Source organism: Caballeronia sp. LZ033, assembly GCF_031451265.1.
In the GTDB taxonomy this organism is placed as follows: Bacteria; Pseudomonadota; Gammaproteobacteria; order Burkholderiales; family Burkholderiaceae; genus Caballeronia.
Window position 1 is genome coordinate 1,198,121 of record NZ_JARUXQ010000002.1, and the last position, 24,628, is coordinate 1,222,748.

General features: G+C 62.6%; 23 protein-coding genes. 10 read left to right on the forward strand and 13 right to left on the reverse strand.

The window, feature by feature from the left end; translation table 11 throughout:
• Window position 1 precedes the first annotated feature (1 nt).
• From QCE62_RS21190 to QCE62_RS21200, 3 genes are all read right to left on the reverse strand, one after another.
• The gene (locus QCE62_RS21190) at window positions 2-436 is read right to left on the reverse strand and encodes an NUDIX domain-containing protein (protein WP_309922795.1); all 435 of its coding nucleotides are present in this window, start codon (window positions 434-436) and stop codon (window positions 2-4) included.
• Window positions 437-785: 349 nt separating this feature from the next.
• Window positions 786-2,897: a phosphocholine-specific phospholipase C gene (locus QCE62_RS21195; RefSeq protein ID WP_309922797.1), complete on the reverse strand. Its 2,112-nt coding sequence runs from the start codon at window positions 2,895-2,897 to the stop codon at window positions 786-788.
• 28 nt (window positions 2,898-2,925) lie between these two features.
• Complete coding sequence (locus QCE62_RS21200; protein WP_309922799.1) at window positions 2,926-3,261, reverse strand: hypothetical protein; 336 nt, start codon at window positions 3,259-3,261, stop codon at window positions 2,926-2,928.
• A gap of 74 nt (window positions 3,262-3,335) precedes the next feature.
• Here QCE62_RS21200 and QCE62_RS21205 point away from each other — a divergent pair, with 74 nt between their 5' ends.
• Window positions 3,336-4,562 (forward strand): YbfB/YjiJ family MFS transporter, encoded by a 1,227-nt coding sequence (locus QCE62_RS21205; protein ID WP_309922801.1) that lies wholly within the window; start codon window positions 3,336-3,338, stop codon window positions 4,560-4,562.
• 24 nt (window positions 4,563-4,586) lie between these two features.
• Here QCE62_RS21205 and QCE62_RS21210 read toward each other — a convergent pair whose 3' ends face one another.
• Window positions 4,587-5,987 (reverse strand): replication initiation protein, encoded by a 1,401-nt coding sequence (locus QCE62_RS21210; protein WP_309815294.1) that lies wholly within the window; start codon window positions 5,985-5,987, stop codon window positions 4,587-4,589.
• A gap of 657 nt (window positions 5,988-6,644) precedes the next feature.
• Here QCE62_RS21210 and QCE62_RS21215 point away from each other — a divergent pair.
• Both QCE62_RS21215 and QCE62_RS21220 read left to right on the forward strand, forming a co-directional pair.
• Window positions 6,645-7,856 (forward strand): AAA family ATPase, encoded by a 1,212-nt coding sequence (locus QCE62_RS21215; protein WP_309922917.1) that lies wholly within the window; start codon window positions 6,645-6,647, stop codon window positions 7,854-7,856.
• Complete coding sequence (locus tag QCE62_RS21220) at window positions 7,853-8,830, forward strand: ParB/RepB/Spo0J family partition protein (protein WP_309922803.1); 978 nt, start codon at window positions 7,853-7,855, stop codon at window positions 8,828-8,830. Before QCE62_RS21215 ends, QCE62_RS21220 begins: the two co-directional genes overlap by 4 nt.
• A gap of 2,131 nt (window positions 8,831-10,961) precedes the next feature.
• Here the strand turns inward: QCE62_RS21220 and QCE62_RS21225 are convergent.
• Both QCE62_RS21225 and QCE62_RS21230 read right to left on the reverse strand, forming a co-directional pair.
• Window positions 10,962-11,444, reverse strand: a complete 483-nt coding sequence (locus QCE62_RS21225; protein ID WP_309922805.1) for a hypothetical protein — start codon at window positions 11,442-11,444, stop codon at window positions 10,962-10,964.
• 29 nt (window positions 11,445-11,473) lie between these two features.
• Window positions 11,474-11,941 carry a zinc-finger-containing protein gene (locus tag QCE62_RS21230; RefSeq protein ID WP_309922807.1) on the reverse strand — a complete coding sequence of 156 codons (468 nt, stop codon included), beginning with the start codon at window positions 11,939-11,941 and terminating at the stop codon, window positions 11,474-11,476.
• A 319-nt stretch (window positions 11,942-12,260) separates the two neighbouring features.
• Here QCE62_RS21230 and QCE62_RS21235 point away from each other — a divergent pair, with 319 nt between their 5' ends.
• Both QCE62_RS21235 and QCE62_RS21240 read left to right on the forward strand, forming a co-directional pair.
• A complete protein-coding gene (locus tag QCE62_RS21235; RefSeq protein ID WP_309922809.1) occupies window positions 12,261-12,524 on the forward strand; it encodes a hypothetical protein in 264 nt (87 codons plus the stop codon).
• Window positions 12,525-12,648: 124 nt separating this feature from the next.
• Window positions 12,649-13,575 (forward strand): AEC family transporter, encoded by a 927-nt coding sequence (locus tag QCE62_RS21240; RefSeq protein WP_309922811.1) that lies wholly within the window; start codon window positions 12,649-12,651, stop codon window positions 13,573-13,575.
• A 22-nt stretch (window positions 13,576-13,597) separates the two neighbouring features.
• Here the strand turns inward: QCE62_RS21240 and QCE62_RS21245 are convergent, their stop codons facing one another.
• On the reverse strand, window positions 13,598-14,527 hold the full coding sequence (locus QCE62_RS21245) for a lipopolysaccharide biosynthesis protein (protein ID WP_309922813.1): 930 nt from the start codon (window positions 14,525-14,527) through the stop codon (window positions 13,598-13,600).
• Between QCE62_RS21245 and QCE62_RS21250 the strand changes: the two genes are divergently transcribed.
• The gene (locus QCE62_RS21250; protein ID WP_309922815.1) at window positions 14,520-14,978 is read left to right on the forward strand and encodes a hypothetical protein; all 459 of its coding nucleotides are present in this window, start codon (window positions 14,520-14,522) and stop codon (window positions 14,976-14,978) included. The two genes, QCE62_RS21245 and QCE62_RS21250, sit on opposite strands and share 8 nt — an antisense overlap.
• A 300-nt stretch (window positions 14,979-15,278) precedes the next feature.
• On the opposite strand, the gene QCE62_RS21255 is transcribed toward QCE62_RS21250, so the two are convergent.
• From QCE62_RS21255 to QCE62_RS21275, 5 genes are all read right to left on the reverse strand, one after another.
• Window positions 15,279-16,022 carry a FadR/GntR family transcriptional regulator gene (locus QCE62_RS21255; RefSeq protein WP_309922817.1) on the reverse strand — a complete coding sequence of 248 codons (744 nt, stop codon included), beginning with the start codon at window positions 16,020-16,022 and terminating at the stop codon, window positions 15,279-15,281.
• 46 nt (window positions 16,023-16,068) lie between these two features.
• Window positions 16,069-16,860: an ATP-binding cassette domain-containing protein gene (locus tag QCE62_RS21260; protein WP_309922819.1), complete on the reverse strand. Its 792-nt coding sequence runs from the start codon at window positions 16,858-16,860 to the stop codon at window positions 16,069-16,071.
• Window positions 16,857-17,867, reverse strand: coding sequence for an ABC transporter permease (locus QCE62_RS21265; RefSeq protein ID WP_309922820.1), 1,011 nt, complete (start codon window positions 17,865-17,867; stop codon window positions 16,857-16,859). Before QCE62_RS21265 ends, QCE62_RS21260 begins: the two co-directional genes overlap by 4 nt.
• Window positions 17,867-18,976, reverse strand: coding sequence for a sugar ABC transporter substrate-binding protein (locus tag QCE62_RS21270; protein WP_309922822.1), 1,110 nt, complete (start codon window positions 18,974-18,976; stop codon window positions 17,867-17,869). The genes QCE62_RS21265 and QCE62_RS21270 overlap by 1 nt, the downstream gene beginning before the upstream one ends.
• A 350-nt stretch (window positions 18,977-19,326) precedes the next feature.
• Window positions 19,327-20,211, reverse strand: coding sequence for a DMT family transporter (locus QCE62_RS21275; RefSeq protein ID WP_309922824.1), 885 nt, complete (start codon window positions 20,209-20,211; stop codon window positions 19,327-19,329).
• A 137-nt stretch (window positions 20,212-20,348) separates the two neighbouring features.
• Between QCE62_RS21275 and QCE62_RS21280 the strand changes: the two genes are divergently transcribed.
• On the forward strand, window positions 20,349-20,810 hold the full coding sequence (locus QCE62_RS21280) for a cupin domain-containing protein (RefSeq protein WP_309922826.1): 462 nt from the start codon (window positions 20,349-20,351) through the stop codon (window positions 20,808-20,810).
• An 11-nt stretch (window positions 20,811-20,821) separates the two neighbouring features.
• Here the strand turns inward: QCE62_RS21280 and QCE62_RS21285 are convergent, their stop codons facing one another.
• Window positions 20,822-21,595, reverse strand: coding sequence for a DeoR family transcriptional regulator (locus QCE62_RS21285; RefSeq protein WP_309922828.1), 774 nt, complete (start codon window positions 21,593-21,595; stop codon window positions 20,822-20,824).
• Window positions 21,596-21,937: 342 nt separating this feature from the next.
• Between QCE62_RS21285 and QCE62_RS21290 the strand changes: the two genes are divergently transcribed.
• From QCE62_RS21290 to QCE62_RS21300, 3 genes are all read left to right on the forward strand, one after another.
• Entirely contained in the window at window positions 21,938-23,299 is a 1,362-nt protein-coding gene (locus tag QCE62_RS21290; RefSeq protein ID WP_409017890.1) for an FAD-binding oxidoreductase, read from the forward strand.
• 51 nt (window positions 23,300-23,350) lie between these two features.
• Window positions 23,351-24,451, forward strand: coding sequence for an ABC transporter substrate-binding protein (locus tag QCE62_RS21295; protein WP_309922833.1), 1,101 nt, complete (start codon window positions 23,351-23,353; stop codon window positions 24,449-24,451).
• Between the two features lie 33 nt (window positions 24,452-24,484).
• A partial coding sequence (locus tag QCE62_RS21300; protein ID WP_409017891.1) for an ATP-binding cassette domain-containing protein occupies window positions 24,485-24,628 on the forward strand: 144 nt, incomplete at its 3' end.

A 24,628-nucleotide genomic window follows, 5' to 3' on the forward strand; every position in this document is an offset into this window, starting at 1 on the left:
GTTAGCGCCGCCGCCTGTCGATGCGCGCGCCCGGATCGTCGTGGCCGTGCAGCGCTTCGGCGGGATCGATGCCGATTCCCGTCGCCCGGCTCAGGATCGCCCGCGTACCGGGCGTCATGGCGACCTGGTTGAGCTGGGCGGGCGCGACCCACAGCACGTCGTCGATGCCGCCGCCCATCGCGGCGCGCGGATGCATGTCGTCCGGAATCGCGACGCGGAAAACATGATGCAGGTGATGCGCGGACACTTGCTGGAACAGGAACGCGGCCGCGCTCGCCTCGACCCCCGTATCCTCATGCAGCGCCCGCACCGCCGCGACCAGCGCCAGCTCGTTCAATCCCACCGGCCCGCCCGGCAGCAGCCACGGGCCGCCGTGTTCCCGGACCAGAAGCACCGCCTGGTGTCGAACCAGCAGCACAGTTGCTCGTACTCTCATCCCCGTCTCCGTTTGCACCTGCATTCATTGTTGGCATGATGGTGCGGCCCGACGCGCCGGCTTTCCGTTACCTACCTCGCCGTCGAAACGATTCTCAGCTTCGAGCGGTGGCGCGAAATCGATTTTCTTCGTCCGCCGGGCATTCGGCCATCCGGGCATCCCCCGCCCGGCGACGTGCGTTCCAGCGCGTCGCAGCGGGACAGACAAGCGCGGACGGCGCGCGCAACCAGGTGGTTCCGAACGGATTGGAGCGGAAGAGTTCCGGAAAACGGGGAAATGGAGACGGTCGCGCGCCCGGCGACGGACGCACGATCCGGGAGTCACCGCGGCGGATGCGCCGCGGCGGAGGTCACGTGCCGAGCGCGGGATCGCTCATGCTGTCCTGGCCTGTTTCGACGTGGCCGGCCAGTCGGCGGAGGAACTTGGCGTCGGTATCGACCTTGATTTCGACGTCGTACCAGCCGTGCGCGTCGCGCAGATCGAGGTAGACCTGCGCCGTATCGCCGCCGCGTACGCGCCGCGTGACGGTCTTCGTCGGCGCGTAGGCGTTGCTGACGCTGAACGTGCACGCAGCCGTTCCGCGGTTCTCGAGCCGCAGTTGCAGGTTGCCGTTGGCGACGTCGTAAGCTTCAGCGACATCCGGTTGGGCCTGCTCGCCCGACCACCATGAATGCGCTTTCCCGACCGTGCCCGCAATGCGGCGCACAAAGCCGTTCGGGCCATGCACGACGAAATCGAAGCTGCCGTCCGTCTCCGCCGCGACGCGGTCCGCGAGGCGCTTGCGCGCTTCCACGGTGTACGAGCGCGGGGCCGTCGTGCTGGCGTTCTGGTAGAGCAGGAAGACGGCGCCCGCGCTGCCGGTATTGATGAAATCGAACGAAACGGCATCTTTCGACGCGTGCGTCTTCGCGCGCACAAACAGCTCGTACGGCAGCGCGCGCGCCGGACGCACGCCCGGCTCCTGCTGCGGAACGGTCTGGGCATCGGGCGGCACCGGCTGATACGGCGTGTGACGCAGCTTGTCGGGCGGCGCGTAGGCGGTCGTGGCGGGCAGTGTCGGCAGATTGGCGTTCGGGCGGCGGAAGTCGAAGGCGGACGTGAGATCGCCGCAGATCGCGCGGCGCCACGGCGAGATGTTCGGTTCGGCGAGACCGTGCGCGCGCCCGAAGCGCTTCTGGATGAAGCGGATCACCGACGTGTGGTCGAAGGTCTCCGAGCACACCCAGCCGCCGCGCGACCACGGCGACACGACCAGCATCGGCACCCGCGCGCCGAGTCCGTACGGTCCGGTCGCGTAGCTCGAGCTGCCGGGAAAGATCTCGTTGGTGGTATCGACGGTGGAAAGGCCATTGGCGCTCGACGCCGGCGGAAACGGCGGCACGACGTGATCGAAGAAACCGTCGTTTTCATCGTAATTGATGAGCAGCGCCGTCTTGCTCCAGATCTCCGGATTCGACGTCAGCGCCTGCAGGACCTGATCGACGTACCACGCGCCATAGTTCGCCGGCCATTCGGGATGCTCGGAGAACGCCTCCGGCGCGACGATCCACGAGACCTGCGGCAGCGTGCCGTTCGCGACGTCGCGCTTCAGCAGCGTGAAGTAGTCGTCGCCGGCGGCGGCGTTCGTGCCGCGCCGGGCCTTTTCGTACAGCGGGCTGCCCGGCTGCGCGTTCTGATACTGCGTGAAGTAAAGCAGCGAGTTGTCGCCGTAGTTGCCGATGTAGGCGTCGTCGGTCCAGCCCCAGCTGTTCTTCGCGTCGAGACCGGTGCCGATGTCCTGATAGACCTTCCACGAGATGCCCGCGCGTTCCAGCACTTCGGGGAACGTCGACCAGCCGTAGCCCGCTTCCGCGTTATCGACGACGGGGCCGCCACCGGTGCCGTCGTTGCCGACGTAGCCGGTCCACATGTAGTAGCGGTTCGGATCCGTCGATGAGTTGATCGAGCAGTGATAGGCGTCGCAGATCGTGAAGGCGTCCGCGAGCTGGTAGTGGAACGGGATGTCGTTGCGTTGCAGGTACGCCATGGTCGTCGTGCCCTTGGCGGGCACCCACTGGTCGTACAGGCCGCCATTGAAAGCGGCGTGTCCGGTCACCCAGTCGTGCGGCAAGCCCTGCAGGAACTGCAGCCCGAGGTTGGCCGCGGCCGGATGGAACGGCAGCAGCTCGCCCGCGCCCGCTGTCGTCGGCTGATGGAAGACGGGCTTGCCGTTCGGCAAGGTGACCGCGCTCTTGTCGCCATAGCCACGCACGCCGCGCAGCGTGCCGAAGTAATGATCGAACGAGCGGTTCTCCTGCATCAGGACGACGATGTGCTCGATATCCTCGATCGAGCCATGGCGGTTGTTGGCGGGGATCGCCAGGGCCTGGCGGATGCCGAGCGGCATCACGTTCAGCGCGGCGGCCGCGCCGGCCGCTTCGGCGGACGCGCGCAGGAAGTCACGACGGTTCTTGTTTTTCATCGGTAGGCGGGGAGGGTGAGGAGAAAGGTCAATCCACCGTATGAATCACGGGGGTCGCAAGCGCGTCCGACGATGCCTGCGCGCTGCCTGCCTGCGCCGGGCGGACGGAGGTGCTGCCGGTAGCCTGTCTGGCCCAGTCCTGAAGCTCGCTGGTGTCGGTCGGGGCGGGCGCCGGATTGTCGAGCGCAGTGGAAGTGGACGACGGCGCCGGACGCGCGGCATCCGCGTCCGGACGGCTGCATCCGCAAACGATTGCGCACAGTAATACGACGACTCCCGCCGCCATGCAGCGGCCTGGCACGAACGACATCGGGTTCTCCGGCAGAGGCGCGCCGATCGACGCAGCGTCGCGAAGCTTAGCCATCGCTCGTGTAAGCAGTGTGACCATTCGACGCGATACCATACGGCGGGCGCAAAACGACAAGAGGACGACAGAGGGTGAGCCAGCGTAATGACGCGCGCGATGAAGAGCGCGAAGTGGAACGCGTGCAGGCATTGAAGCTCGCGATCGCGTTATCGCTCGGCAGCGCGATCGCGCTTGGCCTCGCGCGCTTCTCCTACGCCTTGCTGCTGCCGCCGATGCGCCAGGATCTGGCGTGGAATTTCGCCCAGGCCGGCGCGATGAACACCGCGAACGCGTTCGGCTACCTGCTCGGGGCACTCGCCTTCTCCCGATGGTCGACGCGCTTCACCTCGCGCTCGCTGTTCGTCGCGGGCTGCATCGCCACGGTCGTGCTGATGGCGGCGAGCGGCGCCGTGACCGGCACCCGCGCGCTGCTCGCGCTGCGCGTGGCGACCGGCATCGGCAGCGCACTCATCTTCGTGAGCGGCGGTATACTGGCGGCCCGGCTCGCCTCGCTCTCGCCGCGCGACGCCGGACTCGTCATCGGGATCTACTACGGCGGCACCGGCTGGGGCATCGTCATCTCGTCGATCCTCGTGCCGTTCACCGTCCTGCCCACCCTGCACGGCTGGCGCTACGCGTGGTTCGCGCTGGCCGTCGGCTGCGCGGTGTTTTCAGTGGTGGCGGCGTCGGCCGCGCGGCGGATAGATAGCGCGCAGTCCGCGTCGACGGCACGCCATGCGACGCACGCGGCGCAAAGCGCTCCCGTGCAGCGGCGCCGTTTCGCGCTCGCGCTGTCGGGGTATGCGTGCTTCGGCATCGGCTATATCGGCTACATGACCTTCATCGTCGCGTTGCTGCGCAATGCAGGCATGAGTGCGCCGGTCGTGAGCAGCTTCTATGTGCTGCTCGGCGTGGCGACGGTTTTCTCGGCGCGCATGTGGTCCACGCTGCTCGATCGCATGCGCGGCGGCCAGGCGCTCGCGATCCTCAACGCGCTGCTCGCCGTCGCGACGCTCGTTCCCGCGATGATCGTGCATCCGCTCGCGGCTTTCGTCTCGGGCGCCCTGTTCGGCGCGACCTTCCTGTCCGCCGTGGCGTCGACGACGGCATTCGTGCGGCACAACCTCCCGTCCGCCCAGTGGGCGCGCGGCATCAACGCCTTTACCATCGTGTTCGCGTTCGGGCAGATCGTCGGGCCGGTGGTGATCGGCAAGATCTCGGACAGCGCAGGGCTCACGCGAGGACTGGTGTATTCGGCGCTGGTGCTCGTGGTCGGCGCGGTGCTGGCGGCGCTTCAGAAGCCATTGGATGGCCGGTAGTGGGGACGCACGGCCCGGCGCGTTTCAACGGCTCGGACGCGCCTTCTTCATCTTCGCGAACACGTGCGAGCAGAATGCATCGCACACCACGCGGTTCACGGTGAGGATGTTGTCGGCATTCAGCGCATCGCGCGACAGCCCCTGCTTCTCGATCAGGCGCTGCGGAATCAGCTGGCTCAGGAACGCGTGGCACAGATCGCGGCGCAACGGGGTATCGGCGGACTCGAAGTATTCGCGGCCCGCGCGGACCTCCTCGCTCATCTTGGCTTTCGCCGTGTCGTTCTGCACCTGGATGCTGGCTTCGAGCTTGGCCTGCGCGGCATCGCGCGAACGGCGATCCTTGCGATCGTCCTCGAGCTGACGAGCCTTGACGGCCGCCATCTTGCGATCCGCTTCGCCGATCCGGTAATTCCCCTCCAGCGCCTTGAACAGGTAGCCGCGCGGACTCACCGTCACCTTGCCTTCGTTGAGCTTGTAGCGCGTGTATTCGATCGCCTGCTCGAGGCGCTCGTCGGTCCAGAGGTCGCGCTGCTTGGCGAGACGCTCGAAGTCAGGGGTATCGAAGGCGAATTCGTTGTGCAGCAGGAGGTACATCGAGTCCTGGATGCCGGCGCGCGCGGCATCCGCGCCCTGCTTCTTCGTGAAGCGAAAACGGATCTTGAGCTTCTCCGGCGGTACGCGCTCGGCGTTGGGCTCCCAGCTGACATCGAAATCCGACACCTCGTTCAGCTGGTCGATGGCGGGTTCCAGGAAGCGCTTCTTGAACTCCTTCACCTCTTTGCGCGATTCGCCGACTTTGCCCGGCCATTCGAGTACCTCTTCGTAGGCGAACCATTCGGTCACGCCGTGACCCTCGCAGGGAATCAGGCGGTCGTAAATGGCGCGGGACAGCGACAGCGAGAAGGCCGTCGAGGCCCGCAAGCTGAGCCAATGAGCCTTGTAGGGGCTGATGAGGTACTTGATGACGCGTCCGGCCAGCAGAATGCACACGACGTTGCGTTCGATGTAGCAATCGCCCAGCAGACTGATGGTGCCCCACGAATCCTTTTCGGTGATTTCCTCGATCGACGGGGCCGTCATGATTTCGACGCGAGCCCGGGCCGCAGCGCGCATCTGTGTGATGAGGTGGCTGTGATTGCGGCTGTCGTAGCGCATCAGCCACTTGAAGTAGTTGATGTCGGCCGAAAAGGTGTAGACCTTGTCGTCGATCAACTCTTCCGGCGCCTTGGTCGCGACGATGAAGTAAGCGGCGTCCAGCACGCGGCGCGCGGCGATGCCGAGCCCGCCGACACGCGTGAAGATGTTGTTGCGCAGGAAACCGATGTCCCTCGTCGACTCGGAGATAGCCGAGCCTTGGGCGGACATGTCTTCGTAGATGTCCAGCGCCAGTTGCTGAGGGGTAACGGTGAGTTCTCGGTTTTCCATGCGTTTGTCGACTGCGGTCCACGGGCACTCTATCAGGCGAGCAAGAGGTGTCAACACAAAAACCGCCCCGTGGCGGTCCAACCCGGATTCGTTCGGAGCGACACAAAAAACACCCCGGCGAGCATCCGTTGCGCACAATTTCCGCCCCGGTCGACACAAAAATCGCCCAGGGTTGCCCAAAATGCGTTTACACCAGCACAAAAACCGCCCTGCTGATCACAAAAACCGTCCCTATCCACAGGGCGGTCGCTTGATTTGAAAGGGTTTACTGCCCTCTGTTTGTAGGTTTGCGAGTTTAAGGTTTACAAAATAACCGAACGAACACAGGCGGCGATCATCAGGTTTGATGTGAGGTACGTGTGCTAAGCCTATGAAATTGATCATTATTTGAGCTTCGGACAGCCGTGCACAAAAACCGCCCCCGGGGTGGTTTTTGTGCGGATACTGTTTCGGGTTGCTTAATGCGGCGAATTTGATACGTACGGAGGGCCGTTTCCGGGTGCTGAATGCGGCCGGATCGGACGCGCAGCACCAGTGAAATCAAGGGTTTAAGGCGGTTCGGGATTGGAAAATCCTGAAATCTCGCGGCGCTACAACCTCGTTTACGCATATTCGTGTATTCTGCGCTTCGACGTCAATACATGGAGAAAGCGCAGAATGGCTAACGTTGGCACGCTACCGATGGAAGACCGCAAGGTCACACTCCGCGAAGTCGCGGAGTTCGCAGACAACCTGGAACCCTTCTCGGACAACCTGCGAGAGCAAATCCTGGCGCCCCGGCCGAGGAAAGTGGCGCCCTACTACACGATCAGCGAACTGGCCGAGATGTGCAATCTGACGCGGCAGCAGATTCAATATCTCGTGACGAAGGGAGAAGGCGGGTTGCCCGCGGGCACATTGAATGGGACGGGCCGGAGCCGAACGTTTACGCTGCCGGAAGTTCGTATGTGGGTGAAGATGGCCTCTGATATCTATCAGACGCGTCTCGACGAAGGCGATGGCGCATTCCGGGGCAAGGTGTTGACGACCGCTCAGTTGAAAGGCGGATCGGCGAAGACGACGACGACCGTTTGCCTCGCACAGGCGCTGACGCTGCTCGGACGCAAGGTGCTGCTCGTCGATCTTGATCCGCAGGCATCGGCTTCGGAATTGTGCGGACTCTACGCTGAGAAAGAGATTTCGGGCGACGACACCGTGCTGCCCTATATATATGACCAGAACGTGGAAGGCGGTCTCGGCGCCAGCGTTCAATCGACGTACTGGGACGGACTCGACATCATACCGGGCCACACTTTCCTCTACGGAGCTGAGTTCCTGTTGCCTGCGCGGCAGAAGACGATTCAAGGGTATCGCTTCTGGGCTGTGCTTCGCGAAGGCCTCGAACCGCTTCGATCGCAGTACGACTATATTTTGATCGACACGTCGCCGTCGCTGTCATATATGAACTTGAACGCGCTTTTGGCCGCCGACGCGTTGCTCATGCCGATGATTCCCGAGAACCTCGACTTCATCAGCTCATTGGCGTTCTGGCGTCTCTTCTCGGATGTCGCTGAGGACTTCCTTCCCTACGAGGAAGACAAGGTCTATGACTTTATCTCCATCCTGTTGTCGAAGGTGGATTATGGGAAGACGTCGTCGGCGCCAGTGGTTCGACAGTGGGCGCAAAGCGCATATGGCCGATGGCTCGATCCGTTCGAGATTCCCTCGAGTTCCGTCATGAGCGGCGGCGCATTGTCTTTTTCGACGGCACTGGACGTGGTCAGCACACACTCGACGGCAAAGTCGCTTCAGCGTGTCCGGCAACCGATGATGCAGTACGCCAAGTGGCTGGACGACATGTTTGTGAAATCCTGGAAGGAGTCGGCATGAGCAATAACATACGCGAACAACTCATGGCCAAGACGGCCAATCTGCCGAAGCCTGCGGACTTCAAGGGAGAGGCTAAAAAGGATAAGACGAATCGTGGTCCGCAGACGATGCCTGGGATTACGAGCGCATTGGCTGCGGCACAGTTGCGGATTCAGGAGCTGGAAGCTCGAGGCGTTGAAACAGAAATTCGCGTCGATGAGATTGTGCCCAACCCGTGGCAACCCCGACGCCAGTTCAGTGAAGCAAAGCTTTCGGAACTCGCTCGCTCGATTAGCGAAGTGGGACTGCTGCAGGCTGTTACGGTTCGTCGCGTTGGTGACTCGTTCCAGCTGGTAGCAGGCGAACGACGCTGGCGAGCGCACAAGCTGATCAATCGCGAAACGGTTCGTGCGGTGGTAATCGAGTGCACGGATCAGGACATGGCTGCGTTGGCGCTCATGGAGAATGTCACTCGTGACGATCTCTCCGACTATGAAATTGCGATTGCGATTCGTCGAGCGGAGTCGGAATTCCCCAATCGAACAAGGCTTGCGGAGGCGATGGGAATCTCGAGGAGCGACTTGTATCGCTTCCTTGCGTATGACGCCTTGCCCGATTTCGTGAAGCGTGATCTGGATCTCAAGCCATCGGTGCTGGGCGCGTCGTCGGCGCAGGATATCGCGAACGCGCTCAAGAAGACTGGTGAGCAGGGGTTGAAGGCACTTCAGGAACTGTGGCCGCAGGTTGTGTCTGGAGATCTGGTACAGACGAAGGTTGCAGCGAGCATGAATGCTCAAGCTACGCGGGGAAATCCGACAAGCGACGCCGGCGGCAGAAGCATCCTCAAGATTTTCGCAGGTAAGGTTCAGGCGGGCAGTATTACGAAGGACGTCAAGGGCCTTACTTTTAAGTTCAAAGCGGGTGTGGTTACGGAGGAGCAGGAAAATCAGCTGAGGGAACACATAGGGAAGATGTTTTCCATCCAATCGGAATGATCAAAACCCGCTTCGGCGGGTTTTTTATTGGGGATGCGAGACGCTTTGCGGTGGCGTGTCCGAATTCGGACGGTCTTAGGGAGTGGTGATGCGGCGGTCTTCAAGAGAGGTTTGAGGATTAAGTGTCCGAATTCGGACAGTGCGGGTGTGCAGTCGCTATTGGGCCAACACATTGGCCACGACGCTCCAAAGCTCTGCCCCGGCTCGAATGATCAAAGCCCGCTTCGGCGGGTTTGTTATTCGCCTTCGAGACGCTTCACGACCGAGTGTCCGAATTCGGACAACGTCAGATGGTTGTCGATCAGTGGTTGTTAGGGGGGAAAGGTCCCGAGCCTCGTAGCCTTCTAAGTCTGGATGGCGCTTAGGTTTGACGGACAGATGTGTGCAATCGACCGCTGCGAACAGACGATACCGTGAACAGATAGCGCGAGCTAGCTCTATTTCATGGCCGAGGACGATCGCGGTTCACAAGTTGCAAAAAGCGAGAAACGCATCCGATGCGAGCGGGTGCCAGTGTCCGAATTCGGACACCAGCAAAAGACCTAGATGGACAAGGCGAAGAGGAAGGCTGCTGGATCTCTATGCGAGGCCATAGTCGCCAACCAACAGTGTCCGAATTCGGATGCTCGGAGCGTCCTGTATTAGATCCGAATGGATTCAGCAGAGCCAAATTCTGCGAAACGGCGCGTCCAGGGATATGAAGGCGCCAAACTTTTACCAGCAGCGAGATACGTAGGACTCGCGGACGAGGGCGCTCGAGGAGTTAAAGAAGACCTGAAGGTTGCCAAGTTTGAATCGATAAGCAAGCGTGCTGCGGAAACGATACTTCACGCTTTGATCAACCGCTGAAAAGCGTTGCGCGGTGATTCACTTTGAGTTGCAGCGATAGCGCCCATTTGTCTGAGCACCTTGGAGCGGATAAGCGGCTGGGGTGCGTTGCCTTAGCTATGAATCTGCCTATCGGATGGGTTGCGTGAGAACCACACGCAAATCAGTATGTCTGCGGCTCGGTACAGGCGCAATCTGACGCACCCTATTCTCGCCCGCTGATGCGCGGACGTGACACCGACCAAGGGGTAAATAGTCAGGCCCTATAGTTCCGTACCAAGCATCGCATTGAAATGCTGCACCTGATTTGGATTACGCGTCCTGAATTCGAGCGGTCCGCGCTCTCGGGACTGGCACGACAGGCCATGTTCAAAGTCAACGCGCAGCATACGTCCGGGTCCAATCCAGCAAGTCTACGCCCTTACGCCAAACAGCAGGAGAGCGCTAGTCGCTCAACCGAATTCGCAAGAATGCCGACGCAGCCCAATCGCTCGTGCCGAGCTTGATGCGGCAAAAAAGAAGACTCTAGGTATTGCGGGCCGGAATCGACGAAACGAGCCAATCCATCCGCATTCCGCGCTGATCCGCAAGGCCGGCTTAATCCAATTCAACCGGTTCGCGCGTGAAACATTCAAGAAGAAACTAGAATCCAATTAAAGCTATATAAATCAATAGGATACAAAGTATTCCTGAACTTGTTTCACGGAAAAACACGTGAGTGTCAAGCTAGTGACCGAGGACAACGCTTAATGGCGGCAAGAAGCGTAGTTGAGCGCCTGGTACTGACCTGAAGCGTATCAAACGATACAACCAGTGTAATGATGGTGGTCCAGCGCCGGAGGTTTGGATGACTGGAAATGTATCTACGCAAAACGTCGACGCTATGCGACCTTTGCTGAAAGACAAGAAGAGCGTCTGGTATGTAGATTCTCAGCGTCACGCTGTAACACGCGAACACGTGGCGCGTCCCAGCAACCTGGCCAGGCTCAACCAGACACTTGAGCCCAAACCATAAACGATCGGCCGAGTGGCCAACTAGCTCTCCGCGCACCGACCGCACCGACCGCATCGCGGCAAAGCTCACACTCGCCAACCGCCCACACCGAGCCGCATTGGATCACGCCCAACATGCGACCCACCGCGAAGTCGAACCAATAGATACCTGATCGACTCATCGCGCACGGAAACCGAAAGGAGCCAACTCAACCGGCAGCAATCCCACAACGGCTGACAAGCTGCACAAAGAGTGACCGGCCTGACTCCGTTCAAGCGCATCGAACCCGCTAAACAGATCCAAAAAACCTCAAACCCCCACTGCCCCGCGCGCCTGCGCAGGCTGAACCACCTGATATGGCTCCCCCGCCTTGCACCGCTCCAGCCGCTCGCTAGCAACCGAAAGCGCACCCAGTGTGGCGCGACGCAACTGGTGATCATAGAGAGACACGATCGCGGCAAGACGCTCGAATCCCTCAGCGGGCAACGTCCAATGCCCCGACTTACGCCCATCATCGAAAACAGAGGCCATAGTCTGATCAGCAAGGATCAACTCTTCCTGCGAGAAATCTCCATGTCCCGCTTCCGCGAGAAACTTCGCCAGAAGCATGGCCTCGGTGATGCTCTGCGCGGGCGCGATATCTTGCGATCCCGAGCGCAAGGCAGCCAGCGCCATGTGTGCGCCGAGCGCGAGCTCGTCGGCGACGGCGCGCGGGATAGGAAGCAACTGAGCTTTGCCGAGACGTGCGCGCGTCGCTTGCGGCGAGCGCTGGAAGGGAAGGGTGCGTGACATGCGAAGACCGATGGTTGATCGTTTTCAGGTTAACGATCGTCGTCCGCAGAATCTGAAGGGTGGTTGCCGCGCTCTTTTTCGAATGCCTCGACGATGGCAATAGCACGTTCGCACTGTTCCGCATCGAGCGTATGGATGCTGCACTTGTCCGGCTCGACATCGATCGCCTGCGCGAGCCACTTCATGCCCTTCGAACGCGCCTCGAACACGTTGCAGCCATCGCGTCGCACCTTCGCCTGCACGAGCGGTTCAAGCGCCGCATGCAGCTTCGTCTTCAGATCGCGCAGCTGCGCATCCGCGAGCCTGCCCAGCGGAACATGGCGCGTGCTGCGCGCGAAAATGCCGATCCATGCCTGGCACGGCACGCAGATCCAGAGCGGTCCGTGATCGTCGCGATAGGGATACGGCTCGTCGCCCATGCGAGCGAGCGTCGCGGGCGCGCCGCAATAGTCGCAGTCCGGGTGAGGAAGCGGTTTGACAGGTCTGCCGACGCGCATTGCAAGCAACTCCAGAGCGGGAAATCCAATATAGCAAAGTCGGTCGCAAGCTTCGTAAGCGCGCCGGCCGGACAGCGCTTCGTGTGCGACTCATCGTCTGCTTAAACGAGCCCTCGCCCACCCCCGACGTCGTGCATGCCAGTCATGAATCGGGCGGATCGGGAATTGAATTCACCGTCCGACGGTATAGCGTATGAATGCGTTCTCTCATACGCATGAAACAAGAAGTCCGCTCGACGCGGCCGTGCAAGGTCAGGCTGCAAGCCCGTCGCAAGCTTGCGGCTCCGAATGTGATGATTTGATCAATGAGGTGACGGCAATGAAAGCAAGCTTCCTCTACGCCGCTGCGGCGGCGGGCGCACTCGCGATGAGCGCTGCGGTTTTCGCGCAGGACATGCAGATGGCGCCGGATTCTGGCGCCGCGCAACAGCAGACCACGCAAAGCAATAGCATGTCCGATATGAGCTATGGCGGAACGATGTCGACGAGCAAGGCCAGCGGCGCCTCGCGCGATGCGTGGACGCCGAGCACGAATCAGGCATGCGTCGTCGGACTGAGCTGCAACATCTACAGCGGTCAGTGAAGCCTGGAAACCGGTGATTGCGCAACACGGCAAGGTGCAGGCGGCTTTTTTTCGATAATGGCGGCGAATCACCGCAAGGCATCATGCGCCTGCGGGCAGGTCCGCCTTCCTTGTCGGAGCCGCCATGCATCTCGCCGGAATGATTCTTCCGATCTTCGCGATCATCGTCACGGGATGGCTGGCAGGCGCTTCCGGCTACATGCCGCGCACGCTGGCGGCCGCGCTGATGCGCTTCGCGTATTACGTGGCGATGCCCGCACTGGTCTTCGTGACGATCGCGAAAGAGCCGCTGCACTCGCTGCTCGAATGGCGCTTCCTCGCGGCATTCGGCGGCGGCTCGATGCTCTGCTTCGCGGCCATGATGTCGGGCGCGCGCATCGCGTGGCCCGCGCGCATGAACCTGAGCACGAGCGCCATGCTCGCCGCCGCGGTGGCCATGACCAACACGGGTTTCGTCGCGCTGCCGATACTCAAGACCCTCTATGGACAGCCGGGCGTGCTCGCAGCGGCGGTGGCCACCGTGTTCGTCGGCGCCATCATGTTTCCGATGCTGGTCGTGCTGCTCGAACTGGGCCGTCGCGATAGCTCACACACTCTGCGCGCGGCTCCACTGATCCGCCAGATCGCGACCAACCCCGTGATCCTCGCGACGCTCGTCGGCTTGCTCTGGTCGATCATCGGCGTCCGGTTGCCCGCGCCGGTCGATGCCTTCCTGACGATTCTCGGCGAAGCGCTGACGCCTTGCGCGCTGTTCGCCATCGGACTGGATCTGACCATCGGCGAACTGCGCGAGCGGCTCGGCTGCTACGCTTGTCTCACGGCCCTGAAGCTCGCGGTCGTGCCGCTGGTCGTCTATGCGCTTTGTCTCGCGGCCGGCCTCGGTCACACCGCGACCGTCGCGGCCGTGGTGTGCGCGGCCGTGCCTACCGCGAAGAGTGCATATGTGCTCGCGGTGGAATACGACATCGAAAAGCATGTCGTGGGCGCGGTCATCTCGATGACCACGCTGTTCTCGATCGTCACGCTGCTCGCCTGGATCGCCGTCCTCTAGCGCATCCGGACATGCAGACGACTCACATCGGATGCGTGGCGACGAAGTTCTTGTAGGCCGAGTAAGCGGCTTTCGGCGTGACGCCGTCGTTCTTGAGCAGGCCGTAGTTGCCTTCGCCGCCGACGGGGTCGTCGTAGAGCTCGTAAGTCTGGATCGATTCAATATCGTACGTCGATGCAAGCGCCACGAACTGCGCCATCATCGTGTTGCCGGTCAGGTAGGCGGCAATCGCCTGATCGGAACCGTAGTTCGGACGCACGCCGATCTCGTTGAGCCAGATGGGCTTGCCGAAGGCCTTGAGGGCCTGCAATACGTTATGGCATCCGGTGCCGCCGCATGCGTTCGTGATGTCGCCTTGCTCCGAGTACCAGTGCCACGCGGTGATGTCCCAGTCGACCGTCGGATGACTGATGCTGCCATCGGGTTCCATGCCGGCCGCGAGCATCTGCGCGAAGCCGTAGTGCAGCCACGTGCCGCCGCCCAGGATGATCTTGCCCGACGTATCCACCGACTTGATGCCCGCAATCATGCCGCGGATGATGCCGCGCACGATCCTGAACGTGCCGGTGTCGTATTGCTGCGGATAGACGCCGTCGACATTGCCGTTCAGCGCTTCGGCTTCGATCTCGTTGGTCACTTCGTAATAGGGATAGCGGCGCGAGGTCGCGGTCTGCTGGCCGAGTGCAAAGCCGGCGTTATAGGCCTGCGTCTCGTTGGCGAAGAGTCTGTAGTCCATCAGCAGGACGGGATAGACGGTCACGCCGCCCGCGTCCATCATCGCGGCGATGTTCGCGAGCTTGCTCGCGGTGCCCGGGCTGTACACCTCGTTGCGATAGTACTTGACGCCCAGATCCTGCAACTGCGCCAGTTGCACGGCGGGGCTGGAGATGTCGTAGGCGCCGCCTTCGTTGTTGTGTCCGTTCACGCCATAGAAGCGCCTCGGAGTGGACACGGGATTGGTAGGCGACGTGACCTCGCCGGGGGGGGATGACGCAGGCGTCGCCGTCGATGCAGGGCTCGACGGTGAGGCCGGGCTGGTCGACGTGTCGTTGCTGGTGACGGGCACCGGCGTGGTGACGACCGGACTGGTCGCGGCGGCCGCATTCGTGGGAGCCACGGCGGCGCCGCTGGTGGACGTGCTCGCGCCGGACGTACCGCCAGTCGCCGATGCGTTCGCAGTCGAAGCCTGGGCCGACGTCGACGTGCCGCTCGCTGCGGCACTCGCTGTCGGACTCGCGGCGGATGCCGTGCCTGCATTGTCGCCACCGCCACCGCCGCCACCGCCGCCGCCGCATGCGGCGAGCATCACGCTCATCGCGAGCGTAGCGGCGGACATTGCAACTCCGCGCACGCGCGAAAAGCGGAAGCCCGAGGAACGAAGAGATTCAAAGTTCGTCATGTGAAACGCACTACCCGATGGTCAGTTTTTTATTTCCACGAACCAGGTGCGCGTTCCGCGAGTCGTCCGTAAAAACGGACGGACCGATGATGGACCTTCATCTCGCGCCGGAGAGGTGGCGCTCGACGGTGTGGAGTGCTCGTCGCAAGACCCCAATGGCCGTTCCACGAGAGAAAGTGCGGGAAGGGAGGGGCAGGATGGAGACCGTGCAGCAGCGGCCGGTCTTAGTCAGGGTTTACGGCGAGAGGGAAATGAACTTGAGACGCGTATCACGTGGAATGACACGCGATGAACCCGCGAGCGCCTAACGTGTGAAAGGCCCTGCGGATTCGAGTGCGGCGCCGCCGAGGATCGAGTTGGCGTCGGCGCGGGCATTGTCGAGCTGGACGACGCTGGCCTGCCGCGCACCGAGCGCATCGCGGTTGGCGATGGCCGTAAAGATTGCCTTGTGTCGCGGCAATGACAGCGCGTGCGTGTTCGGATGGCGGCTCGTCAGCTTGATCGACTCGCTGAGCGCGAGCGACAGCATGTTGCCGATATAGGCGAGCATGTCGTTGTGCGTCGCCGTCATGATCGCGCGATGAAACTCGAGGTCGGGCACCAGCAGTTCATCGGCGGTTTGTGCGCGTTCCATGCGATCGAAGGCCGCGCTGATGCGCGCAATGTCCTCCTCGGAAGCGGAGATCGCCGCGAGCGCGGCGGCGGCAGGCTCGATGACCTGCCGCACGGTCATCAGCGAGCGGAAGAACTCGCCTTCGGGAAGACGGCTGATGGTCCACACGAGCACGTCGGGATCGAGCATGTGCCACTCGTCGCGAGGCCGCACGACGCTGCCCACCCGCGGCTTCGACACCACCAGTCCCTTGGCGACCAGCACGCGTGTCGCCTCGCGCAGCACGGGGCGGCTCACGCCATAGCTTTCGCAGAGCGCGGGCTCGGCGGGCAGACGCTGGCCGGGCGCAAAGACCCCGCTCACGATCTGCATGCCGAGTTCCTGCACGATGCGTCCGTGCATGCTCTTGCGTTGCTTGGGATTGCGGTAATCCATGTTGGTCCCGCCAGCTCACCGCGACTGGCTCAAACGTCGATGACGCTCAATGCGCGGTGGTCGCGCGCATCGCCCGGTATTCCCGTCTCACGATATCCATCAGCTCCGCCACCGACGTGTTCGCGCTGCGCTGCTCGTAGGTCACGCGTCCGCGCTGCATCAACATGATGCGATCCGCGATGTCGAGCGTCTGCGCATAGTTGTGCATGATCATGATGATCGAGAGGCCGCCTTTCTCCTTCAAACGCATCACCAGGTCGATGATGAGCGCGGCCTCGCGTGCGCCCATCGCGGCGAGCGGTTCGTCGAGCAGCAGGATCCTCGCGTTCGAATTCACGGCGCGCGCCACCGCGATGGCCTGGCGCTGTCCGCCCGAGAGCCGCTCCACCGGCAGGTCAACAGAAGGCACATGCACGCCGATATCGTCGAGCAGTTGCGCCGCGCGTTCGCGCATCTGCTTGTGATCGACGAGACGGAAGGGTCCGCGCCGCACGATCTCTCGGTTGAGGAACATGTTGTGATAGATGGACAGCGAGTTCGCCAGCGCGAGATCCTGATACACGCATTCGATGCCGAGCGAACGCGCATGATCGACGGACTTGAGCAGCGTCTCCTCGCCATGCACGTGCAGCGCGCCCTCGGTCTGCTGATGAAAGCCCGTGAGGATCTTGACGAGCGTGGACTTGCCCGCGCCGTTGTCGCCGAGAATGCCGAGAATCTCGCCCTTGCCGAGTGTGAGCGACACGCCGTCGAGCGCCGTCACTGCACCGAAACGCTTGACGATACGATCGCCACGCAACGCGAGATCAGTGGGAGCCGCTTGCACTTCCGACATCATCGCGCTCCCTTGCGGCGAATGCGCCCGACGTGAATATTGAAGATCATCGCGGCGAGGATCGCGGCGCCGAGAATGATGTTGAAGGTGAACGCGTTGATGCCGATCAGCGTGAAGCCGTCGCTCAGGATGCCGAGCACCGCGGCGCCGAGCAGGCCGCCCACGATCGTGCCCGAACCGCCCGTCAGCGGCGTGCCGCCGATCACCGCCGCCGCCACCGCGAGGAACATGATCTGGTTGCCGCCGGCTTGCGGATCGATGGAGGTGATGCGAAAGCCTTCGAGGATACCGGTGAAGCCCGCGAGCACGGCGGCGAGCACGAAGTTACCGAGCCGCAGCCTGTTCACATGAATGCCGGCCTCGCTCGCGCCCAGCGCATTCGCGCCCGACGCCTGCGTATGCAGGCCCCAGCGCGTGTGGCGCAGCAGCGTATGCATGACGACGGCGATCGCCACGGTCCAGATGATCTCGCTGTAGCCCCAGGCGCCCATTACGTTGGCGAACGTGGGCGTGCCCGGTGTCGCGACCGGCGTGCCACGCGACACGGTGAGCGTGATGCCGTTGATGAGGAACAGCGTGCCGAGCGTGGTCACGAACGAAGGCAGGCGCAGGAACACCGTCACGGCGCCGTTGACGAAGCCGATGATCGCCGCCGCGACGAGTCCCGCGATCACCGCGAGCCACATCGGCGCGCCGGCGTCGTTGGCGAACACCATCATGAAGGGCGCGAAGGCGAACACCATGCCCGCTGACAGATCGATGTCGCCGCCGATCATCAGCATGATTTCGCCGAACGCGATGATCGCCACCGGCGCGATGAACTGCGACAGGTTGACGAGACTCGGACCGCTGAGCAGGAAGTCGTGATTGACGAACTGAAAGTAAGCCGAGAGCAGCACGGCCACCAGCAGGATGCGCAGCTCGGGCGCCCAGTGCGACATCCATGCCCCGCGCGGGGCTGCAATCCGCGCGGGTGTCGCTGCGTTGCCAGGTTGGTTCATCGTGTTCATCAGGACTTGATTGCGCCTTTCATCGGCACGATTTCCGGCTTGGTGGTCTTGCCTTCATAACGCGTCGACGTATTGAGGTACGGCTCGACGGTGTCCTTCGTCACGAACTTGAGACCCGTATTGATGTTCGCCGGCCCGACCAGCCCGCCCGAAGCGAGGAACAGGAACGCTTCCATGACCGTATAGAAACCCTGCACATAAGGCTGCTGGTCGATGGTGAAATCGAGGAAGCCTTCGTGAATGAGCTGGATGGTCTGCGGCAACAGATCGAAGCCGCCGCCATGCACGCCCTTCGATGGCAGGTTCGATTCCTTCATTACCTGGGCGACGCCCTGGGTGCTGCCTGCATCGACGGCGAACATGCCTTTCAGGTCCTGGTGGCCGAGATAGAACGCCTTGATCTTCGAGAGTTCCTCGTTGACGGTCGCGCCCGTGGCCACGGTCTGGATGTCGATCTTCTTGCCGGACTTCTTGATGGCGTCGCTGGCGCCGTCGAGACGCGGCTGAATGTTGAGCTGACCCGGCGTCGCGATGAACAGCGCGACCATGCCGCTGTCGATCATGCCCGCGATGCGCTCGCCCATCTGATAGCCCGACTGATACAGGTCCTGGCCGATATACGCGAGACGCGGATTGACCTTGCCGCGTGGTGCATCCGCGTTATAGGCGAAGACAGGAATGCCGGCGTCGAGCGCGGCCTGGATGGGCTTGTCGAAGGCGTTCGGATCGACGATGGGCACGGCGATCGCGTCAGCTTTCGCGGCGATGGCGGAGTTCACTGCACGCACCATTTCACCGGCATCGGACGTGGCGGAGCCGGTCCACTGATAGTCCATGCCGAACATCGAGCATGCGTCCTGAATGCCGTATTGCGTCGGCACGAAGAACGGGTTGGTCGTCACGTGATTGACGAACACGATCTTCCATTTCTTGTGCTGCGGAAACGCGGCTTCGGCGGCCTGCGCGCTGGAGATCAGCGCGCCGGTGCCTGCCACGCCGCCGAGCAGCGAGAGCGCGGCGCCGAGCCCCGCGCCTTGCATGAGCCCGCGCCGGCTCGAATTGATGAAGCCGCTGCCGTCTTTCGTGTCGTCGTCCCGATTCTGCGCCATGTCTTCCTCCGGTCTGTTCTTCGTGAGTCGATGAGTCGACTGATCGTCGATCGCTTTCAGATACAGGGTTTCAGCGGCACGTCATGAGCGGGCATCTTTCACGGATGAAAGATGCCGCCAGAGACCATGACGTGGCAGGCAGTGCGCGAGAGGATTGTGCGAAAACGCGGCGTGTTTGAACTAGTAATTGGGAAAAGCGAAATGCCGCGCGTCGGCTTCAATAGACAAACTATATGCAGCACTTTCGACGCGTGCGATTAGCGTTTTCCCGGCCATTGAAGGCATATAGTCATGCTATTCATCGGGCATTCTCACAGAGTGGGCAACGCCTCGATTTCATGCGCAAGACGCTATGCGCGCGGTCGCCATGTAGCGATCGCCACGCCCAGCACCGCGATGCCCATCGCCCACCATGCGCTCACCGGCAGCACTTCGCCGAGCATCAGATACGACATCACGGCGGCGGCGGGCGGCACGAAGAAGAACAGCGACGCCACTTGCGAGACCTTGCCCGCGCGCGTCATCGCAAGCAGCAGCGTGATGGCGATCAGCGAGTTGCCGATCACGAGATACGCGAGCGTCGCCATGAGCGTGGGCGTCCAGTGAACTTGCGTGTGCTCGAAGCACAGCGCCATGGGCGCGCAGAACACGAAGCCGACGCTGTACTGCACGAGATTCGACGTGAGCGGATCCTGCGCGGTGCCGAGCCGCTTCTCGTAGAGCATCGCGCCCGTGATGCCGATCAGCGCGCCCACTGCCAGCAGTACCGGCCCGAGCGACGATGCCTGCAAGGGCCCGCGCGCGAGGATCACGCCGGTCGCGCCAGCGAGACCCAGCAGCAGGCCCACCCAGCGGCGCGCGCCGATGCGTTCGCCGACCAGCTTCGGAGCGAGCACGCCGACGAGGATCGGCTGCAACGAGACGATCAGCGCGAGCACCGAGGTGGCGATGCCCGCGGTCATCGAGAGATAGCTGAGGCCGAAGTACATCACCTGCACGAGAAAGCCGACGATGATGAGATGCCGCCAGCCGCGCGCATCGGCGGGCCAGCGCGGACGCTTGATCGCGCAGACCGCGAGCAGCACGCCTACGCTCAGTGCGAAGCGAATGGAGAGGAACGTCAGCGGCGAGGCGTAGTGCAGGCCGGTCCTGGCAATCGGAAAGCCCGCCGACCAGAGCAGCAGGAACACGACCGGACCGCCGATAGTGAGCCAGCGCCGTTGATCCTGCATCATGTTCGCGTCCTTGTTGGTGGAGGGTTGAAGCCGGGCCCGTCATTGCAACCCAGCATGCCGCCGATGGCAAGCCGTGGTTGCACATGCGCCGCTCTTTGAGCGATGCTCTTCAACCTGTGCGCAAGCAAGGAGCCAGCATGCCCAAGGTCGATATCGCCGCTGTTCCGAAGATCGCGGGATCGGGTTATCCGAAGCCCTTCGCCGCGCCGTGCGCCACGCGCACGCGTCAGCGTCTCGGCGACGCAGGCGGCCTGCGCGACTTCGGCGTGAACCTGATGCACCTGCCGCCGGGCGGATGGTCGAGCCAGCGGCACTGGCATTCGCACGAGGACGAGTTCGTGCAGGTGCTCGAAGGCGAACTCGTGCTGATCGAAGACGAAGGCGAAACCGTGTTGCGCGCGGGTGAGTGCGCGGCCTTTCCGAAGGGCACCGGAAACGGTCATCACCTGATCAACCGCTCAAACGCGGTAGCGGTGTATCTGGAAGTCGGCAGCCGCGTCCATGAAGATCTCACGACCTGTTCCGACATCGACATGATGAGCGCCAACGCGGACGGCCGCTTCGTGCACAAGGACGGCTCGCCGATACAGGACGTCTGAACGACCGGGATTCAGTGCGCCACGCGCACGGCGATGTCCGCGGCGGCCAGCGTGTCGGCTATCCAGTCGGGTGGCGGGGCGTCGGTGAAGAGCGCGTCGATCTGCGACAGATGCCCGAGCTTGACCAGTGCGGCGCGCCCGAACTTCGAATGATCGGCGGCGAGGAATACGGTGCGTGACTGCTCGATGATCGCCTGCGCCACGCGCACCTCGGCGATATCGAAGTCGCGCAGCGTGCCGTCTTCCTCGATGCTCGAAATGCCGATGATCCCGAAGTCGACCTTGAACATGCGAATGAAGTCGACCGCCTGCTCGCCCACCACGCCCTTGTCGCGCGCGCGCACCTGGCCGCCCGCCACCAGCACCTCGGCGTCCGACCCGTCCGCGAGGATGTTCGCGACGTTCAGGTTGTTCGTGATGACGCGCAGACCCGTGTGCTGGCACAACGCGCGCGCCACTTCTTCGGTGGTCGTGCCGAGGTTGATGAAGAGCGTCGCCTGATTCGGGATCTCCGCAGCCACGCGTCGCGCGATGCGCTGCTTCTCCTCCAGATACATCTGCTGGCGCGCGGTGTAGGCCGTGTTCTCCGAACTGGTCAGCGTGCTCGCGCCACCGTGATAGCGGCGCAGGAGGTTCTGTTCCGAAAGCCAGTTGACGTCGCGCCGAATGGTTTGCGGCGTCACCTGGAAATGCGCGGCGAGGTCTTCGATGGTCGCGAAGCCATCTCGCGCGACACGATCGAGCAGTGCGCGCTGTCTGCCGTTGAGTGCTGGGTCGAAGGTCATCGCGATGCGCACGGGCGCGAGCTGGTAGTGATGGCGGATGCGCGAGTGTACGACGAAACGCGGACCGGACCCAATGCCCCGGCGCTTTCCGGCCTAAGGCTTTGCAATAAGTTTTTAAGTTCGCAAGTCCTTGAACTTAAGCAAAAATGCGTTGCAGCATGACCAAAGTAATCGCTATTCGATCACTGTGATTTTATTTCAATTTTGGTGCTCCTATTCTTGCCTCAAACGACGGGTGGAACCCTTGCCCCAATGGAGCTTGCCTTGTTTGATGAATCTGAGTTGATCGGCCGTTTGCGCAGTCTGCTGGGTGATGATGCGGTCATCGCCGTGGCGGAGGACATGAGCGGTTTCGTCGAGGACTTCCGCGGGCGTTTTCGCGGTGCGGCGCTGTGCGTGGTGCAGCCGTCATCGACGGAGCAGGTCGCGGGTGTCGTGCGCCTGTGCGCAGCGGCGGGCGTGCCCTTGCTCGCACAAGGCGGCAACACCAGCCTGTGCGGCGGCTCGGTGCCGGCGACGCACGGCGTACCGCCTGTCATCGTCAGCCTGGCGCGCATGCGCCGCATTCGCAGCATCGATGCCGCGAACGGTTCGATGGAAGTGGAAGCGGGCTGCGTGCTCAAGACCGTGCAGGATGCAGCCGCCGATGTCGCGCGACTCTATCCCGTGAGTCTCGGCGCGGAGGGATCGTGCCAGATCGGCGGCACGCTCTCGACGAACGCCGGCGGCACCAGCGTGCTGCGCTATGGCAATACGCGCGAGAACGTCCTCGGCCTCGAAGTGGTCATGGCCGACGGCACCATCTGGAACGGCCTGCGCGGGCTGCGCAAGGACAATACCGGCCTCGATCTCAAGCATCTTTTCATTGGCGCGGAAGGCGCGCTCGGCATCATCACGGCGGCGACCCTCAAGCTGCATCCGCTGCCGACGCATCACGCGCTCGCCTGGTTTGCGCCGACCGACCCGCAAGCCGCGCTGACGATTCTCGGGATGTTCCAGGCCAACTGCGGCTCGCGCCTCTCGGCGTTCGAACTGATGAACGCACGGCAATTGCAGTTGGTCGTCGAGCACGTGATGGATCGCCGCGCACCGCTCGAAGGCGCGCACGACTGGCACGTGCTGGTCGAGCTGGGCGACACGCAGGGCGCATCCGACATGGAAAGCGTGTTGCAGGCCACGCTGGAAGAAGCGGCCGAAGCGGGCTTGCTCGAAGACGCGATCATCGCGAGCAGCGACCGTCAGCGCGCTGCACTGTGGGAAGTGCGGCACAGCGTGACGGAAGCCAACAAGAAGGCCGGCATCGGGCTGACCACGGATTGCGCGGTGCCGTTGTCGGCGGTGCCCGCGTTCATCGAGCAGGCTACGCAAGCGGTGCTCGCGCTCGACGCCGGGATCGGCATCGTGATCGTCGGCCATATGGGCGACGGCAATATCCATCTGGTGCCGATGTACACCTTCGATGCCTGGCGCGCGCTGCCCGACCAGGCCGCCGCGGGCGCTGCCGTGCGCCGTGCAGTGAACGATGCCGCGCATGCGCTCGGCGGCACGTTCAGCGCGGAACATGGCGTCGGCCAGACGGGCTTGCCGGAAATGGCGCACTACAAGTCCGCCGCCGAACTGTCGATCATGCGTGCCGTGAAAAGCGCGCTCGATCCCGCGAACCTCATGAACCCGGGGCGTCTCTTTCCCGCCGCGCCGCTCTGATCCACCCCTCATCAAGCCACCACCGCCCCTCGCTTACCGCAGGAGACTTATATGAAGCCCAAGCACGATAACGACAAAACGATCCTCAACCCCGCCCGCCGCTCGGCGATCAAGACCGTAGGCGCAGGCATCGTGGCCGGCGCGTTCCCGTTTGTCTGGACGCCTTCGCGCGCGGCCAGCAAGCGCATCGTCGTGCGTGACGACGGTGGTATCTACACCAAGGCGTACGGCGCGGTGTACTACAAGCCGTTCTTCGAGAAGACCGGCATCGAAGTGGTGGGCGTGCAGGCGAATGCCGAGCCGACCGCGCAGATCAAGAGCATGGTCGAAGCAGGCAGCTACGCGTGGGACATGGCGAAGATCAGCCAGCCCGCGATTCTTCTGCTGACCTCGGGTGGCAAGGAATATCTCGAGAAGCACGGCCTCGAATCCGATCCGACCATCGCCAAGATTCCCAAGCAATACATGTCGGCATATGGCGTGGGCACCAATGTCTATTCGACCGTGCTCGCGTATCGCACCGATGCGTTCAAGGGCCGCAAGGCGCCGAGTTCGTGGGCCGATCTCTGGAACGTGAAGGACTTCCCGGGCCGCCGCTCGATCCGCAAGTATCCGTTCGATACGCTGGAAGAAGCGATGATGGCCGATGGCGCATCGACGAGCCAGGTCTATCCGATCAACTTCGATCGCGCGTTTGCAAGTCTCGACAAGATCTCGAAGCAAGTGGATGTGTGGTGGACGACGGGCGCGCAAGTCGAGCAGATGCTCAACTCGGGCGAAGTCGCGATGGTCGCGACGTGGGCCTCGCGTGCGCAATCGGCGATGGCCTCGGGCGCGCCGGTGGGCATCGTGTGGAACCAGAACATCTGGGGCTGCGACAACTGGGCGATCCTGAAGGGCACGCCGAACGCCGATGCCTGCCGCGAGTTCATCAAGTTCGCCAGCGACCCGAAGCGTCAGGCCGCGCTCGTCGAGTACTTCCCGGCGGGTCTCACGCAACCGGAATCCTTTAACTACGTGAAGCCGGAACAGGCGAAGAACTGCCCGACGTTCCCGGACAACATGAAGACCGGCGTGCATATCGATGCAAAGTACTGGCAGGAGAATCAAAGCGTGGCGCTCGAGCGCTTCAACCGCTGGATTCTCACTTAAGGCCTGGCATCGTTCATCAAGGAAGAGATCCGCATGGCAACCATCAATCTCCAGATCAGCGGTCTGTGCAAGCGTTATGGCGACTTCGTCGCGCTCGCGCCGACCGATCTTGACGTCGCACAGGGCGAGTTCCTGACGCTGCTGGGCCCGAGCGGCTCGGGCAAGACCACGCTGCTG